The following is a 16,333-nucleotide window of genomic DNA, read 5'->3' as shown; positions in this document are numbered from 1 at the left end:
TGCTTGTTTATAAGACGTTACTCATAGCCGTTAATTAGCTAATAGTGTCGGCCAGTTTTTATCACTCTTCACAATAAAGCCTGAAATATCTTGCTCCCAACGTTGTTTGATCTCTTTGTCATAGTTAAGGTAGAGTTTAGCCGTATTGTTAGCATCTTTTACGATAGTCCACTGCAGTGGATCACCCGGAGCACGGTCGTTCTTCGCCGCTACAGCCCAAGCGCAGAACCCACCGTATTGCGGGGTATATTTATCTGGGTTCTTCACAAACAGCTCACGATTTTGTTTAGATGAAAAATACCAATCTGCGCCTTTATATTCAGTAATGTAGACGCTGTTCCCTTTTACAGGTTTACCCTCGGTGAAATAGGCCACCGTGTCGTAACCATCTAAGGCTTTATTACTAAAGAATCCTGTATAAATAGCATCACCAGCAAATACAGTTCCACTCACGAATAATAAAAGTAATCCCATTAATGCTTTCATATATTCCCTTTTCTCACAAAGGCATAAACTTAACGTTTAATGCTTATTACGTAATATATTAAATAATGAGTTCTGCTGGTGCAGTAATCATCTTCCTGACTAATAAGAACGAGGAAGTCGGGTTTTTATTTCCATTTATTTTTCTTTTTTCACAACTTTCATCTGCACAAAGTGATCCGGCATGATAATTCATGGTTAATAACTGCGGGGTCACTTCAATGTGAGTGAAACTGACGGTATGCGCATCGTCGCGGTGCATACAGGCAGAAAGGTGGCTATGGCATGCATTGCGCTTAAATGCTAACGATTCGTCCCTCATTAAAACGTGGCTGGCATGAAACGCACGTAACGATTCAGCCGTCACTCCTTGTTCAATATAGCGCAGGTATTCCCCTTGGCGGTATGCCGTCACATTATGTAAATCGACCCCCGATGACACCATCGGTGCTTGCGGTGTGATAGTCGATAGTGAAATACCATTCCAGCACACACCCAGCACTTCACCATGAGATTGCGTTAACGCCGGGTCAAATAACATTAAACTGAAAGGTGCATAATGCAGTAATGGCACTGTATCTAACGTGGCTAATGCTTCATGTGCTGTCTGACAATTGGCAAGCTGCTTAATCAGTAAGCCACGACTGATTAGCGGTTTCTGCGGCATTTTCCCTTGATAGAAATTCAACAAACACAAGGATAAACCATGCTCGTTCATTGCTATCCAACTGCCGCCTCCCACCGGATCCACTGGCATCACAAACTCAGTGCCCGTGTTATCGAAGCGGGTTGGCGGCAAGGCTTCTGGTCGTCCTTTTTGCTCATCACGGTTAAAGTAAATTTGATAGCCCGAAGACGTTAGCATCCAAGTTGCCGTACACATTAGACTTGCCCTCGTAAGTAACTCGCGGTTGCAGGTGCGATACCAAAATCAGCACTAACCTCGGCATTACAATATAATGCCGACACGCGAATTAGCGCATAATGATGGATCGCATGTGCTGCCACAAAAATCAATTCACGCGCCATACTCGACGTTAACTGCTCTGAATACTGTTGATGTAGCGATACCTCGGTTTTCACTTCCACATGGCGGTAAATATCATTACTGCGCAAAGCCAGCAACCATTGCTTAATGTGTTCAAATTCGCGTAATGCTGTTTTACGACATGCTTCAACAGGCGCACCACGTCGACGAAAATCATAATCAATAATCCCTGTTTTTTGTTCATTCATCAGTGAGCAATACAAATCAAGACTATGGCGAAAATGCTCACCAATACTACTGTTTACATACGGGGTAGCCACATGTTGATAATCGTCGTCACTCAAGGTGTCTAATAACGCAATGCCTTGTTCAATCACATCTACATTGCCTGTTACACAAGAATCTAATACATGTACATCCGAGACCAAAGGCGAAATGCTGGGGTTACCGTGCGTTGCTGAGCTAACAGGTGTTGTCATAATTACCTCTTCTTCTTATTCATTAAATTACAACGAGATTTAATCTGTCGCGGGGTAATGCTCGACTAAAGCTTTCTCGGCACGCCATGCTTTATACAATGCCCATAGCGAGGGTGTTTTATGGCCCGCTTTTCGTTGTAAATCACCTATTTCATACAAGGTGCGATACTGAACCAGCAAGGTGCTAAAGATGTCTTTCAGGGGCGTATTCCGATCCCAAATATGGGCGGCTTCACTGCTGGCTCCGTTTATCTCAAGAATAGTCAGTTTTTCACCTTTCATCAGACTTTTAATGTCATGAAACTTCACATCTAACCGACCAAAATGAAATCCCGATAAGTCATTAAAAATATGATCCAGACGTTCTGCTAACTGTTCAGTAATGTATTCATTACCATTGCGGAAAATACAGCCTCGGCTGTGGCTGCCCGCAAATGCTAAACGGAACTGACTTCCTTCAGTTAGCACCCAGTCCAACTTGTCTTGATGGCGCGGTAAATACAAGTGACTAAGTTGCCCAGCTCGGGGATCATTTTCAATTAATTGCGCTAACGTGCTCATACCGTCGCCAACCACTAATGGAGAGTATTTCAACGTAATAGACGTTACACGACCTTTCTTTTCACCGGGATAACGAATGTAAAACACCCCTGCTTCGGCATCATACGGCGCTTTTTCTTGCAATAAGTAACGAGCACCAAGGGGGAAAGTACGAATGTATTCCAGTACCCCTTTTTCGCTATCAAGCAATTGCACGCCCACACCGCGGCACCCCATATCCGGCTTCGCTACAATAGGAAAATCGATACCTTCATCGCGCATTGCCAACAATGCATCGTTCAACTGTACCGTTTCTGGCATATCAGTACGCGTTAACGTGACAAATGGCGATATCCACTTTTTTGCCTCTGAACCCGCCAAAGACAAAATATCATGCTTTGATTCACCTACCATGCCACTAAGTGCAATACTCGGATTTGCAATTAACGGTAGCGCAAAATTACGGTATTTCACCCCATACCACAGACTTTGCATCACCACTGGCGTATAGAAAAACCATGCGGGCCAGAACTCATAACGCGACACACTCACTCCCGTGTCGGGTTCCATTTCTGGCATTCCAACATTCACAGGGCTAACCGATTCAATGACCAACAACTGTGGAGGATGCAAAACTTCTCGTTCTAAAATATGCTCAGACGTAAGAGGCGCAGATGAAATAGGTGGATGCTGTAATACTGACTTAACTGTCATGGCTTTTTGCCTCTTCCCTAAAATTGAATATGCTTATCGTTATAAACGTAATTACACTAACGTTTCTTGTGTAGCCAATTAACAACTATGAAAATGAAGGGCGCTTTAATGGCCGCTGTAGTCGGCGTTTAACCGTGCGGTTCGAGATTAGCAATATCAACCCTGCAATCGGAATCAACCACCATTTATATGCACTGGCTTGTACCCACGCTTGGCTACCCAGCTGATAAACAAGCGTAAATACCACACTTGTCCATACTGCGGTTGCAGCAAGTACCGCGGTTAAAAATCGCACCGGGTGCACTCTAAAAATACCGCACAAGGCATAGCCCAGCGTGCGTAGCCCAGGAATAAAGCGAATAATAAAAATATTGGTTGCAGTATTGCGCTGTAATCTACGGCGCACGCTGCGCATGCTCTGGTTGGTTAATATGGCGTAACGAAAACCTCGCCAATGTGACGACCACGCCCCAAGGTAATACAAGGCTAAATCGCCCGTCGCAATCCCAGCAAAAACAGCCAATACCGCAAGTGGTAACGATAGTGAACCATTCGCAGCGAGAACGGCAGCCGCGACAATCGCAACATCTTCCAGTAAGTACGACGTCAGAATAATGGCGAAAAATAAGGTAAACGGTGCATCCCCTGCCCCAATTTGATAAACCAAATTCACGATCGCCTGTTCTGCCATCTTACTGCTCCTGCTTATTCACTTTTCATCCGCAATTCCAACGGCCTTATCTACAAGACCTACGTGCCAAGTAAAAAATTTCGTTAAAATTAAAAAATTAATCAAAATAAAGGCGTTAAGGTGGTCATATTAAATATAGCGTTATTGATATAACAAGTATTACCTGAACACTTCAATCAGACAGTACTTAGCTCAAAACCTTTTAGTTTAACGTTCAGAAATGTTATTTTTCGCGGTTTTTCTCTACGATTTTTTTGGAAGGAATGTTCGAAAAAGCATTTCATAAGTCATTGTTTATATGAGCTTACTTCCACTTCACAAAACCGTTCAGGTTATTAAAATTATAGTTACTATTATTTACGTGCTCAAAGCCGTTTTACTCCTTATTCGCATTTTTTATGCGTAGGTTTAGTACGGCCATAAAAATAATTATCAGTAGGCTAAATAATAAGGAACAATCATATGTTATGGAGAACAACGTTAACCGTTGCTATTACATCGGTGTATTTGATGCTATTCAGCATACAAGTACAGGCACATGGGTGGTCAGAATACCCAGAGGCAAGACAACAAATTTGTTATAACCAAGGTGGAATTTGGAGTGGAACACCACCGAATGCTGCATGCGCACAAGCAAAATCAATTTCAGGTACCTACCAATTTGTGCAACGCAACGAATACTCAATTAACATCCCAGATTACAACAATATACAAACAGTAAAGAATGCCATTCCAGACGGAACATTGTGTTACGCCAATGACCCACAGAAAAAAGGGATGGGCGCTGCGCATGAAGGCTGGACACGTGTCGAAGTCAATGCCGGTACATTTGAATACGTGTTCAATGCAACTGCACCACACAACCCTTCTTTTTGGCAATTTTACTTAACCAAGCCAAATGCAGATCTCTCAAAATCATTGGCATGGGGCGATCTAGAGCTTATCCAGGAAGTGGGCAATGTGCCCGTTGTTGGCGGTAAGTATCGCATAGATGTAACGATTCCAACCGATCGTGTAGGTAATGCAATTTTGTTCGTGCGCTGGCAGCGTGCCGATCCAGTTGGTGAAGGTTTCTACAACTGTAGTGACATTGTAATTGTGAATGATGAAGTAACCCTGCCACCGGTTGATCCTGATCCAGAACCAACTGAACCGTACCTTGTGCAAGGTGATGCCTTTATTCCGCAAGACATCAATTTAAGCTCAGTATCTGTGGGCGATTCGGTTAACTACAAAGTATTCAATAAGTACGGTGAAGAGCATTCTTCATTCTCGCTAACAATCACTGCCGATAACAAAAACGACTGGGATCGACTACTCGCCTCACAAGTGAATGGTTGGTATGAATCAAATCACGAAGGTAACGTCTTTGTTGGTCGATGGCACGATGAAATGAGCCACTACATGTATTTCCAAAATGATTTACATGGCAACTATTTCAACTCGAAAGATTCACGTGCATCAAGTGAGTTTTCTATCACAACTAATGACAATAGCCTAGACGCGGTAATCTCGCCAAAGGTACTGAAAACACTGAACAACGCCAGTGTTGTACACGGTGATTATGTGGTACTTACCCAGTCTGAAAGCAAAGGGGATGCAACAAATATTCAGTGGCTACAAACAAGTGGTACGCTTGTGCAAACGTCTATTGGATCGAACAATGAGCTAATCATCAAAACTGCTGACTTGCCGAATGTACGTCATGAGTTAACGTTCAAGTTAGTGCTCAGCAGCGGTAACTCAAGCGATGAAGAAGTGTATTCATTCGTGGTTGAACCATCAGACACGACAGAGCCAGTAGACCCTGTCGATCCTCCGGTCAATCCCGATGAGCCTGATGGTATAGCATGGAGTGCAAGCAATACTTACGTAGCCAATGATATTGTTACCCACGGTGACAAAACATGGACGGCACAATGGTGGACTCGCGGTGAAGAGCCAGGCACTACAGGCCAATGGGGTGTTTGGCGTTAAGTTAGTACCTTTTTTACTCGTTAAGTCGTCAACGCAGCCGCTTACGATATTGTAAGCGGTTTTCTATAGTTTATGCGAATAGCTTGAACTGACAGCGAAGTGATTTTTATTGTGATTAACTTTCAACCAATAATGAGTAACAATCAATACCGAGATTTTCATCATAAAAATAAATGTTATCCGTGAGGTTTTGACCATGCTTTGTATAATTTATCATACATTACGGGCTAGAATGGCTTTCAGTGAACGTTAAGCTGCTAAATCATGGTTTAAGATGATGACTATTTTTTAAATCAACTTTAATGGTTATGACTGTCTTTAGCTTTATTTAGTGGGATTAAACGGAATTATATTGGTATGAACGTACAAAAAGAAAGCAAATTTGAATATGTCGGATTTTGGTCACGAGTCGGTGCAACACTAATCGATACCATCATTATCGTTATGATAAGTGCCCCTCTTATGTACATGTTTTATGGTGATTCATATCTGTATTCAGATGATTTTGTACTAGGGTTTGTAGATGTAATCATGAATTATATATTCCCTCTAGTAGCCGTTATTATTTTCTGGACTTATAAATCAGCAACACCAGGAAAAATGGCAATTAAAGCAATTATTGTCGACGCAGATACAGGGAAACGGCCAACAACGAAACAATATATTATTAGATATTTTGGCTATTTTATTTCAACTATTCCACTTTGCTTAGGGCTGATGTGGGTCGGTTGGGATAATAAGAAACAAGGCTGGCACGACAAGATCGCAAAAACAGTCGTTATTCGTCCGCAAAATCGCGGAGTAGAATGCGTTAAATTCAATGTATAGTTATAACTGACTATCACTTTTTCTGTCAATGCAACTCTTAGACAGTTCGCGTCAGTAAGCGAAAATCATTTTAAAGGTCATTTATTTTTTACTGATGAGCATTAATTTCAACCATTAAAATGAGATGAAGAAATGAAAGAACTGCAATTTTTTACAAATGATAAAACGTTCACTTATATTGATGTAAGTTCACCAACATTTGAAGAAGAGAAAAACCAACTCTTAATGCAAGATTTCGTGGTAAGTGGTGACAGAATTAGAGCCAATACAATTGATAGTGCGATTGATAAACATAAGAATAGTTCGGGTGACCGAATGAAAGAGTATGCCATATTCAGTTTAGTTGCAGGCTTATTTGGCGGAATTCAGTAAAATATTACAAGTAAACAGAGCGATGACTACACTCATCGATACATACACCAACAACCAACACCTGCTTACTGTTAAAGTGAGAACTACTGATTAACTGCCTCTCCGCACAAAGTAGAATGGTAATTAAGCCTCTCATTGACAGACTTTGTAAAGGGAATCGAATTTTGGAATAAAAAACCGCCCGTAGGCGGTTTATTTAAATCTTCTCAATCATCTAAGCTTTATTATCTTTTTACAACCAGTACATTTAAACACTGACTTATAACCTAATAGCTTTAATGCAATACTTCTTCTTACCTTGACATACTTAGTCGTTTCTTTACAACATTGACAAATCATTAACCTATCCTTTAGGAATTATAATTAATGATGCTGTGTTTGCTTTGCTGGCCTTACGTGACTTATAAGCACTTTGTTGAATCCATTCTTGTGTTTTCTAGTATTTAATCACTGGCAGGCGTTTTATAATCTCTTAATAAGATTAAGGCAATATAAATAAGCAAATAAATGCTCATATGCACAATCGCTGTTCTAGAAGATTAATAGACACTCAAATCTGGGAGCAACATCACAGTTAATGAGATGTGAACATATGCTTCTGAATTTCAATTCATCACTAAAAAACCATCCAAATCAATAGATTACCCAAATACCTCAGCAAGAAAGCATGCGCATAATGAAAGTAACATATATTTAATTTTTAAACGTAGAATAAAAACAGATTTTTACATCACCAGTCCAAAAAGCTCTATGTACGTCGCATGTATGGGTAAGAGCATTACTCATTCATTTAACAACAGCCAACGTATAGTGCTGACTGTTAGAAAAATAATAGCTGTTATTAACCGACTTGGCACTTCTTTGGTAGCTCTTTCAGCTACCTTGCTACTCTAATTATTTTCCATATGCCTTTCGCCTACTGCTAGCTGTTATCAACTGCTCTTTAGACATTTTTCATTGCCTCTAAAGCTATGATTTTTTATTGGTTAACCTTCAAATCATAATCCGTACGAATTAATAACATGATCAATATCATATGTATTGATATTAACGTTAACTTTCAGACACTGTTTGTATTATTTTCCGTACATAACGAGCTAAAATGGCAATCAGTAAGCGTTGAGAGACTTAGTTTGGTGTTTTACCCTACTAAACCGGCTGCTTAACGTAATAAGTATTTTGCGAAAAAATAACAAGACAAGACAGACAGGGTTATTGAGATTGTTGTTACTAGTTTTCTATTTTCAATAGACCCAGGGAGAATTTATGTATTGGATTACTCGATATTGGAATACTAATCAATAATGAACGATTAAGTTATATCTACTCATTATAAACCACTGCCAATATTAATCACGTGCATGAAAATATCAAGTGGATGGCACTCAGTTTCGATAACACTACTCCGCCTAGTAATTAGGGGAAAGGTTTGGCATACACTAGCAGCTAGCTACGTCGATTAAAGCGGTTATGTTTATGCTGTTATGAGATATACGATTTTAAAAGGAATTATTAATTATATCTTATGAAAGTAGACTTAGATCAGCGCATGACGAGTTGCGTAATGCAGGAATCTGGAAGTCTAATTATAATCCACCGTTACATCGCATATTTAGGTGGTTAGGTGCAAATTTTCGTCCTCCTTTTTATAGCAGTTTTATTGTTAATTTTCTTACTTCATCTACTTATTTTTGTTTGTCTTGGGGAGTAATCATGTGGTTTTCTGTATGGGAAACTGATGGTATGGAGCGATCTAGAGCTGTAATAACGGCATTAGCTGCTGGTGTTCTATTTGGATTAACGATGGCATTTTATTATGGGTTCACCTTCAGGAAGCATAATTTAACCAAATGGAATGATTTACGTTGAAAATCTAATAAAATATTAACTGGTCTCGAAAAAAGGAGGCATCATTGCAAGAATTAATAGATCAATATACAGGTGTAGACGAAGATGGACGTCTTACTAGGCAGTTCATTACTCAGATGGAATTTGATACGACAATGCATGTATTGAAGGAGTATCTTACACCAGAAATAAAGGTAATAGAGCAAGGTGCTGCAACGGGACGGTACTCTCTCAATTTTGCAAAAATGGGTTGTGAAACAACTGCGATCGAGCTCGTACCTGATCAAGTTAATATCTTAAAACGCAAAGCAACAGAACAAGGTTTAACACTTTCAATTTACGAAGGTAATGCTTGTTCAGTTCCGTTTGTTGAAAGCGATTCACATGACCTTTGCGTTATTCTTGGCCCATTGTACCACCTGCAAACACAAAAAGAGCGAGACCAAGCTATTTCAGAGGCACATCGAATTCTAAAACCAGGTGGTGTTTTAGCTGTTGCCTATATCTCGCGTTACTTTGTGGCAGGTATGTTTGCTCAGCGATTCCCAGAACTTGTTACTCCTGAGGTTCTATCCACACTCTTTGAATCTGGTTTGGTTCCAAATAAGCTAGCCGATAGCTTTTTTAACGTGGGTTACTTTGCATCTCCGTCTGAAATAGAACGCCTTGTAAGTGAACATGGTTTTACTAAATTGCGCCATGTAGCCACTGATGGCTTTGGACGTTACATCTCGTCAGGCGTAAATAAATTCACTCCAGAACAATATAAAACGTGGTTGAGCTACCATCTAAAAACGTGTGATGAACCATCTCTTTTAGGTTCAAGTAATCATGGTTTGGTGATCTCAAGAAAAGCCATTTAAAAACATTAAGTAACACGTTTTACTCCGCAGTTTTGGAATTATGGTATTTTGTGGTAACTCGTAAGTTGCAGGCGTTAACTGGCAGAGGAAATATGGACGTATCATTGGTTACAATCGATAAAGATGATCGCAATGTATTAGAAAATTTATTTCATTATTATATTTATGAGATGTCAGATTTTTTAGCTTTATCGCCCAATCAAGATGGTCACTTTGGCTATAATAAATCGCAGTTCGATATTTATTGGAAAAGTGAATGTCACCTCCCCTATTTTATTTATGTTGATCAGGAATTAGCTGGTTTTGTTTTGATCCGAAAGTATCCTTCAGATCCATCGATTAATGATATCGAACAATTTTTTGTGCTACGGAAATTCAATGGAAAAGGTGTTGGTAAAAGAGCGTTTAAGTTGGTAACACAACTAATATCGGGTAATTGGCAAATTCGGGTGCTAATAGAAAATTCTCGCGCATTACATTTTTGGGAATCTTCCGTCTCGAATATAGTAGGACAAAATTACACACAGTCTAAAAGTATTGATATTGACCTCTTAATGTTCTTCATACAATTTGAAGTAGCCAGTTAAAGGCCATCAACAGGACGCGTAACTCACACTGGCGTTCATTGTAATTTGTGAATTCATCGTGACGTAACTTATGTTAAGTACTAGCGGATCCCCACATAATTTTAAGCAGTTATTGTTGTTATCAACTATGACTCGCAAAACTTTAAGTCAATGAAAAACACTGGTATATCGATGATGTACAGTGTTGGTTAGATTTAATAATATAATTTTTGATGATAAGGATTTCATATGTTTAAACAATTACTAATGGCGGGGGGGCTGGCCCTTTTTATGACTGGCTGTGCAAGTGTACCAATGGCTGATTCATCTAAAGACGCTGAATTAAAAGGGTTTGAGGCTCCATCGGATGTCGCTGGAGTTTACATTTATCGAAATGAAACACTTGGTGCTGCTATTACAATGGATGTTGACGTTAACGATAAGCCATTAGGGAGCACCGCAGCGAATACATACCTTTATACAGAATTACCTGAAGGCAAGCATGTAATTAAATCAGAAGCTGAAAACACTTCAACACTAGAGGTTGATGTTGCTAATGGCCGTATATATTACATATGGCAAGAAGTAAAAATGGGGATTATGTCTGCTCGCAGTAAATTACAACAAGTTGATGAGGTCGCGGGGCAAAATGGCGTAAATGAATCAAAGCTTGCAGTTTCAAATTATTAACTGCCATTCAATAGCAAGTAGCGTGTACAAGTTGAGCGCTACTTGCCTTAACAAACAATAAAGTAGACACTATTACTTAGCAATTTAGGTAATTATTACGGTTATCAGGTTAAGTGTGGCGTATTGGGTATATAATAGTGCTACTTATTATAAGCGTTAAAAGTCATTGAGTATTCATAAATGAATAGTATTGATCTATTTGTAAAAAACTGGGGTAGTAAAAACTCCATGGTTCCAATAAATAATCATGACATTGAAGAGTTGGAATCAAAATTAAATGTTTTGTTACCTGACTCATACAGATATTTAATATCTACGTATGGCTTGGTTCACACTCCAAATGTGTTAACTAAAATTTGTGATTTAGGCTCCGATATTTCTGAAGTACAAGATTTTTTAAGCCTAGAAGATGTATTTTCACTATCTAAGTTATATGAAATGGGCGGTATGCCAAAGGGGCATATTTTGTTTGCATCTGATTGTAAGGGAAACATGTTTTGTTTTAAACTTGCCGATTGTGCAAGTAAGCAAATAGATGTGCCCGTATGGTTTTTTAACCATGGCCTTTGCACCGTTAAAAAAGTCTCTGATTCTTTCATCGACTGGCTAGATGAGTTCAATGAACTTTAAAACATAATGCGAACAGAGTATGTGATCAGTGCTTCGCCTGGAATTGGTATTATTAGATTGCTAGGCAATTATATGCCTAGCTAGTGCCCATACGTACCATCGACTACTTTTAGTTACAGATGTAAACTTTTGCTTAGTTAATAACTTTTATATACATAAAGATATCATTAACATCACTTTCAGATAGGGTATTTTTAAAAGCTGGCATTACACCACCTTGCCCATTATCACCATTCAGGACAGAGCTGATTAACTCACTTTTGAAGCCCAAAGGATTAGTTAATTCATCGTAGATGTCATCTGGGCTAATAGTCAGTGTATTGGCAGCAATACCATCCCCTCGCCCTTTTAAGCCGTGGCAAACAGCGCAATTAGTAATAAATTTTGATTTTCCATTCGTTAAATCTGGCGTACCAAACTGATTATCAGTAAAGTGTTTTACTCCAAAAAAACCAGTTATTCCAACGATGATCAAGACAACTGTACACCACATAATTTTTTTCATATTTGACACCATATAAGCCATTTTTTAAACACCTTATACAGTATGTCATGTCGAAAAAATGTCAGAGCATGATCCTGCAGATAGTTGCCACCTACGTCAGTTACCACACAAACCCATAAGCCTTGGCAATCAATACCACCCGCAACATTAAAATATGTTATTTGTCTCACTAAACGCGTGAATTAACATGTGTAGAGTAAATACTCTTTTTAGTTTTTAATCAGTGGCTTAATAATGAATCTATTAAAAATATCAACAATCATTCTTGCCGGATCACTTCTGTTTGGTTGTGCATCTCCGGCTAAAGTAGAAAACATGAAAGTTGACGAGTCTGTCAATATGTCTTTTGATGAAGGCTTAACCAGTTCAATTGAAGTTAATAAAGTTGGGGGCGGAGAAGACACGAATCCAATGTGGACATCAGAAATAGGCAATAAAGAATTCGAAGCTGCTTTAAAAAGTTCACTAAAATCACTCTACTTACTGTCGGATAATAGCCTGCCAACTTACGAACTATCAGCATCACTAATGGAAGTTGAACAACCTACATTTGGGTTAGATATGGAAGTTACTTCATCAATTAGATACGTTTTGGTTGAGAAGAGCAGTAATAAAATTATATTAGATGAAGTAATAAAAGCTCCTTACACTGCGACATTTGGTGATGCATTTAGTGGTGTCGAGCGTTTAAGAATGGCGAATGAAGGTTCTGCAAAAACCAATATAACTAATTTTCTTGATAAACTTTCAATGTTAAAAATAGACAAATCGAACATTGAACTCATCACTAAATTATAGAAAGTAAGTTATAGCAATTAAATCAAGGTGATACGCCACAGTAGGCAGCTTTAGTATGTAGTTCATCGCTATTTGCTAGCTTCGTCGGCGTACACCTTGGTTTGGGAATAATAGAGCAAGGAAAATGAAAGTTACTTGTCATTGTGGAAACATTCAAATTACCGCTTCTATACACGCCAAGTGAAGTGGCAAGTTGTAACGGTTCTATTTGTCGTCGATACTCTGCATCGTGGGCTTATTATGTTCCTAAAGACATAGAAGTTCTATTTACAAAAGAAAAGTCAGTTTTCTATATCTGGGGTGATAAGGAAGTTGAGTTTCATCGATGTAACCTATGTGGCTGCATAACCCATTACATCACAACACCTAAATGTGATAAAGAAATCACAGCAATAAACATGCACATGGCGGAGTACGATATTCTAGACAATATTCCAGTAAGAAAAATAGATGGTGCAATATACTAATTTGCCAATAAAGTGATAAGTACATTTAAGGAAGCTTCAGTGAAAAAGGTCATTCTCTTTCTATGTCAGGGTGTAGAAGAATACGAAGCAAGTGTATTTACTGATGCGCTTGGCTGGACAACAACATATGGTTTAGAACCTATTAAATTGGTGACTGTTGGTTTACGTTCAAAAGTAAAATGCGCATGGAATTTTACGATTGAACCTGAATGCCAGTTAAGTGAAATAGACATCAATCATTTCGATGCTCTGGTAATTCCTGGAGGTATGAGTCGTGCGGGATTTTATGAAGATGCATACGATGAAAGATTACTGTCGTTAATCCGTGATTTTGATTCGCAAGGCAAGCTAATCGCTTCTGTTTGTGTTGGTGCAATACCCATTGCTAAAAGTGGTGTGCTTAATGGCCGTAACGGCACAACTTACCATTTAAGTGAAAAGCGTCAAACTCAAATGAAAGAGATGGGGGTAAATATCATCCAACAGCCTGTCGTTATCGACAACAATATAATCACTTCTAGAAGCCCTTCAGCCGCAATGAATGTTGCTTTCGCTGTTGTAGAAAAGCTCACATCAACGGCTAACTTAAATCGCATTAAAGAAGGCATGGGATTCATCGAAAAATCATGTAATAAATAAAGCTCGACGCCAATAACCTGTATTAAACTTGGTTACTGACGTAATGCTTAGATATCAGGGCTGATTATTCAGAAGTGAAGTGAGAGCAGTTCTTGGTCTTATTTCGCTTTGATAACTTTATTTTTTCCCATTTTTTTTGCCTGATATAAAGCTAAGTCGGCTCTTGAAACTAATTCTGAGATTGTTTCTTTATTTATATACTGTGCAACACCACAACTGATCGTCATTTTACCAATAGAAGGGAAGTTATAGTTCTCTATTACTATTCTTAATTTTTCAGCAAAAATGAACGCCTCATGAAGATTGGTATTACAAGCAACAATGAGGAATTCTTCCCCTCCCCAGCGGCTAGCCACATCGGTTATTCTGGTGTTTTCTTTTAACAATTGTGCCAAGTGAATGAGTACATCATCACCCACTAAGTGACCGTAGGTATCATTAATTTTTTTGAAAAAATCAATATCAAAAATGATGACTGAAAAGTCACTTTGATATCGTTCACAGCGAGAAGATTCTGACGATAATACAGATTCTAATTTATAGCGATTATATAACCCGGTTAAACTATCAGTAATCGATAGTAGCTCTATATTTTTCTTATCTGTAATATTCTGAACTATCGTAGTGAAGCCATCAATCATACCATTTGCATTAATATCTGGTGTGATGAACTTATGCACCCATAAGTCATTCCCCTCTTTGTCTGTTTCTTTGAGCTCACCTTCCCATACTTTACCGGTAAGAATAAGTTCATGTATCTCATCATAAGCTTCTAAAGAGGTATCACGGTGTCGCAAATCACGTTGTTTCTTGCCAATCACTTCATCTGTAGCATACCCAGTTGTTTCGGAAAAACACATGTTTACTTGCTTGATAACCCCGTCTCTGTCTGTGCTTAGTATCATTACGTGTTTATCAATAACCGCAGCGTTCTTTTTAATTTTATCGTAAGCTTCAGACAGTTTTGACTGTAAACGTGAAGGTATAATACTTGCGAACCAAGAAAGAGGAAAAGATACTGCAAGTACGGTTAGTGCAATAAGTGACGCCGAGAGAACATTTTTATTTTGCATTTTCTTCATTACACCTGACTTAGGTGTAAATATAATTTTTAGATTATCTTTATTTCCAAACAAATCACCCAAGGAGTATGAATAAACTCCCGGGCCATAAAAAGTTTTAGATGTGAGTATGTTTGATGCTGAATTAGGGAAAATACCATTCAAGTCTTTCAAGGATGGGAAATATTCACTCCACGACTGACTATTATCTGGATGATGAACAATATCGCCATCACTATTAGCTAAGTAAATATTGAAATTTTCAGAGAAAGACAAAAAATTTATTGTTTCGCCAAACAATAAATTAACGACAACAACACCATGGAATTGATCATTAATAATCAACGGTGTTGCAACTCTAAACGTCGGCTTTAATGGTCGTTCTATTCTTCCATGTTCAACATTTAGATCAACATTCGAATACCAATATTGATTTTCTTTTAAGGTCGCAGCCTCTTTAAAGTAATATCTTTCTTTTTTATCTTGTAGGTTATCATCTGAAATAATATCCAACTCATCAGTGGAACTATCCCTTTCTATTCTTATCACTTCCTTTCCTGTACTATCGATATAACGCAGCTGCATTACATCTTTATCAGAAAGAGCCAAAGCATAGAAAAGGTTCGTTGCATTTATTTTATCATTAACATCATTCGATAGAACAAATTCTTTTGTCAGATCACTTTTAACTATCGACGACAGTAGTATTTCACTATTTTTAATGTAACCAGATAAGTAATCTCGTTTAAAAGAAACTTCAGATTTAGAAATTTCATGAAGCGCTTCATCAAGATCAACAAAGCTAATTTTATAATTTATAAATGATGTTACCAATGCGACAATCACACCAAAACCTAAAAAATACAAGGTTAACGTTAAACGATAAGGGTGTTTTAGATTAAACATTTTTCTCACTCATGGAGTAGCACTTATGCTTCCAGGCTACAAATCATCACAATGAACCGTTAAAAAGATGTGACTTTTCTGGATGTTATTGTAAATAATCAGAGCTAGCCAGTAATCAACTTAAAATTACGAGAAAATCTCTTCAACATTGAAGAGACGGATCTCTCCTACACCAGGGTTTTAGATTCATCATGACGAAATCAAGAACAAGTGCGTATACTAATGGCCAGCATTATACGCAACCATTCACAAGTGGTATATCAATCTGTATGGTTTAATTAATAACGA

18 protein-coding genes are annotated in these 16,333 nt (G+C 38.4%); 11 read left to right on the top strand and 7 right to left on the bottom strand.

What is annotated here, in order from left to right; genetic code table 11:
- Positions 1-30: 30 nt before the first annotated feature.
- The 5 genes from C9J48_RS13540 to C9J48_RS13520 form a co-directional block, all read right to left on the bottom strand.
- Entirely contained in the window at positions 31-486 is a 456-nt protein-coding gene (locus tag C9J48_RS13540; protein WP_006230301.1) for a YHS domain-containing (seleno)protein, read from the bottom strand.
- A 58-nt stretch (positions 487-544) separates the two neighbouring features.
- A complete protein-coding gene (locus C9J48_RS13535) occupies positions 545-1,366 on the bottom strand; it encodes an NRDE family protein (RefSeq protein WP_006230302.1) in 822 nt (273 codons plus the stop codon).
- Positions 1,366-1,950 carry a DinB family protein gene (locus C9J48_RS13530; RefSeq protein ID WP_006230303.1) on the bottom strand — a complete coding sequence of 195 codons (585 nt, stop codon included), beginning with the start codon at positions 1,948-1,950 and terminating at the stop codon, positions 1,366-1,368. The genes C9J48_RS13535 and C9J48_RS13530 overlap by 1 nt, the downstream gene beginning before the upstream one ends.
- A 39-nt stretch (positions 1,951-1,989) precedes the next feature.
- Positions 1,990-3,123, bottom strand: coding sequence for an ATP-grasp domain-containing protein (locus tag C9J48_RS13525; RefSeq protein ID WP_036803141.1), 1,134 nt, complete (start codon positions 3,121-3,123; stop codon positions 1,990-1,992).
- Positions 3,124-3,289: 166 nt separating this feature from the next.
- On the bottom strand, positions 3,290-3,895 hold the full coding sequence (locus tag C9J48_RS13520; protein WP_006230305.1) for a DedA family protein: 606 nt from the start codon (positions 3,893-3,895) through the stop codon (positions 3,290-3,292).
- Positions 3,896-4,357: 462 nt separating this feature from the next.
- Between C9J48_RS13520 and C9J48_RS13515 the strand changes: the two genes are divergently transcribed.
- The 8 genes from C9J48_RS13515 to C9J48_RS13485 all read left to right on the top strand — a co-directional run bounded on the left by C9J48_RS13515 (position 4,358) and on the right by C9J48_RS13485 (position 11,669).
- Positions 4,358-5,872: a lytic polysaccharide monooxygenase gene (locus C9J48_RS13515; protein ID WP_006230306.1), complete on the top strand. Its 1,515-nt coding sequence runs from the start codon at positions 4,358-4,360 to the stop codon at positions 5,870-5,872.
- 357 nt (positions 5,873-6,229) lie between these two features.
- On the top strand, positions 6,230-6,700 hold the full coding sequence (locus C9J48_RS13510; protein ID WP_006230307.1) for an RDD family protein: 471 nt from the start codon (positions 6,230-6,232) through the stop codon (positions 6,698-6,700).
- Between the two features lie 132 nt (positions 6,701-6,832).
- Complete coding sequence (locus C9J48_RS13505; protein ID WP_006230308.1) at positions 6,833-7,072, top strand: hypothetical protein; 240 nt, start codon at positions 6,833-6,835, stop codon at positions 7,070-7,072.
- Positions 7,073-8,587: 1,515 nt separating this feature from the next.
- Positions 8,588-8,941: a DUF6404 family protein gene (locus C9J48_RS28100; RefSeq protein ID WP_308811173.1), complete on the top strand. Its 354-nt coding sequence runs from the start codon at positions 8,588-8,590 to the stop codon at positions 8,939-8,941.
- 44 nt (positions 8,942-8,985) lie between these two features.
- On the top strand, positions 8,986-9,783 hold the full coding sequence (locus C9J48_RS13500) for a class I SAM-dependent methyltransferase (RefSeq protein WP_006230310.1): 798 nt from the start codon (positions 8,986-8,988) through the stop codon (positions 9,781-9,783).
- Positions 9,784-9,833: 50 nt separating this feature from the next.
- The gene (locus tag C9J48_RS13495; protein WP_242610814.1) at positions 9,834-10,370 is read left to right on the top strand and encodes a GNAT family N-acetyltransferase; all 537 of its coding nucleotides are present in this window, start codon (positions 9,834-9,836) and stop codon (positions 10,368-10,370) included.
- Positions 10,371-10,598: 228 nt separating this feature from the next.
- Positions 10,599-11,039 carry a DUF2846 domain-containing protein gene (locus tag C9J48_RS13490; RefSeq protein ID WP_006230312.1) on the top strand — a complete coding sequence of 147 codons (441 nt, stop codon included), beginning with the start codon at positions 10,599-10,601 and terminating at the stop codon, positions 11,037-11,039.
- A gap of 180 nt (positions 11,040-11,219) precedes the next feature.
- Positions 11,220-11,669 carry an SMI1/KNR4 family protein gene (locus tag C9J48_RS13485; RefSeq protein WP_006230313.1) on the top strand — a complete coding sequence of 150 codons (450 nt, stop codon included), beginning with the start codon at positions 11,220-11,222 and terminating at the stop codon, positions 11,667-11,669.
- A 133-nt stretch (positions 11,670-11,802) separates the two neighbouring features.
- Here C9J48_RS13485 and C9J48_RS13480 read toward each other — a convergent pair whose 3' ends face one another.
- Positions 11,803-12,174 (bottom strand): c-type cytochrome, encoded by a 372-nt coding sequence (locus C9J48_RS13480; protein WP_036803149.1) that lies wholly within the window; start codon positions 12,172-12,174, stop codon positions 11,803-11,805.
- A 234-nt stretch (positions 12,175-12,408) separates the two neighbouring features.
- Between C9J48_RS13480 and C9J48_RS13475 the strand changes: the two genes are divergently transcribed.
- The 3 genes from C9J48_RS13475 (at position 12,409) to C9J48_RS13465 (ending at position 14,078) form a co-directional block, all read left to right on the top strand.
- Entirely contained in the window at positions 12,409-12,972 is a 564-nt protein-coding gene (locus tag C9J48_RS13475; RefSeq protein ID WP_006230315.1) for a hypothetical protein, read from the top strand.
- A gap of 143 nt (positions 12,973-13,115) precedes the next feature.
- On the top strand, positions 13,116-13,439 hold the full coding sequence (locus C9J48_RS13470; RefSeq protein WP_242610815.1) for a GFA family protein: 324 nt from the start codon (positions 13,116-13,118) through the stop codon (positions 13,437-13,439).
- A 39-nt stretch (positions 13,440-13,478) separates the two neighbouring features.
- Positions 13,479-14,078, top strand: coding sequence for a DJ-1/PfpI family protein (locus tag C9J48_RS13465; RefSeq protein ID WP_006230316.1), 600 nt, complete (start codon positions 13,479-13,481; stop codon positions 14,076-14,078).
- Positions 14,079-14,176: 98 nt separating this feature from the next.
- Here the strand turns inward: C9J48_RS13465 and C9J48_RS13460 are convergent, their stop codons facing one another.
- Positions 14,177-16,045, bottom strand: coding sequence for a sensor domain-containing diguanylate cyclase (locus tag C9J48_RS13460; RefSeq protein WP_006230317.1), 1,869 nt, complete (start codon positions 16,043-16,045; stop codon positions 14,177-14,179).
- Positions 16,046-16,333: the final 288 nt, after the last annotated feature.

The organism is Photobacterium profundum, assembly GCF_003026285.1.
GTDB lineage: Bacteria > Pseudomonadota > Gammaproteobacteria > Enterobacterales > Vibrionaceae > Photobacterium > Photobacterium profundum.
The sequence above is the reverse complement of the archived record's forward strand: the minus strand, read 5'-3'. Positions and strand labels throughout refer to the sequence as shown.

Coding starts and splice junctions, on each gene's coding strand:
- C9J48_RS13540 (WP_006230301.1), bottom strand. CDS start 486: ATGAAAGCATTAATGGGATTACTTTTATTATTCGTGAGTGGAACTGTA.
- C9J48_RS13535 (WP_006230302.1), bottom strand. CDS start 1,366: ATGTGTACGGCAACTTGGATGCTAACGTCTTCGGGCTATCAAATTTAC.
- C9J48_RS13530 (WP_006230303.1), bottom strand. CDS start 1,950: ATGACAACACCTGTTAGCTCAGCAACGCACGGTAACCCCAGCATTTCG.
- C9J48_RS13520 (WP_006230305.1), bottom strand. CDS start 3,895: ATGGCAGAACAGGCGATCGTGAATTTGGTTTATCAAATTGGGGCAGGG.
- C9J48_RS13515 (WP_006230306.1), top strand. CDS start 4,358: ATGTTATGGAGAACAACGTTAACCGTTGCTATTACATCGGTGTATTTG.
- C9J48_RS13510 (WP_006230307.1), top strand. CDS start 6,230: ATGAACGTACAAAAAGAAAGCAAATTTGAATATGTCGGATTTTGGTCA.
- C9J48_RS13505 (WP_006230308.1), top strand. CDS start 6,833: ATGAAAGAACTGCAATTTTTTACAAATGATAAAACGTTCACTTATATT.
- C9J48_RS13490 (WP_006230312.1), top strand. CDS start 10,599: ATGTTTAAACAATTACTAATGGCGGGGGGGCTGGCCCTTTTTATGACT.
- C9J48_RS13485 (WP_006230313.1), top strand. CDS start 11,220: ATGAATAGTATTGATCTATTTGTAAAAAACTGGGGTAGTAAAAACTCC.
- C9J48_RS13480 (WP_036803149.1), bottom strand. CDS start 12,174: ATGAAAAAAATTATGTGGTGTACAGTTGTCTTGATCATCGTTGGAATA.
- C9J48_RS13475 (WP_006230315.1), top strand. CDS start 12,409: ATGAATCTATTAAAAATATCAACAATCATTCTTGCCGGATCACTTCTG.
- C9J48_RS13460 (WP_006230317.1), bottom strand. CDS start 16,045: ATGTTTAATCTAAAACACCCTTATCGTTTAACGTTAACCTTGTATTTT.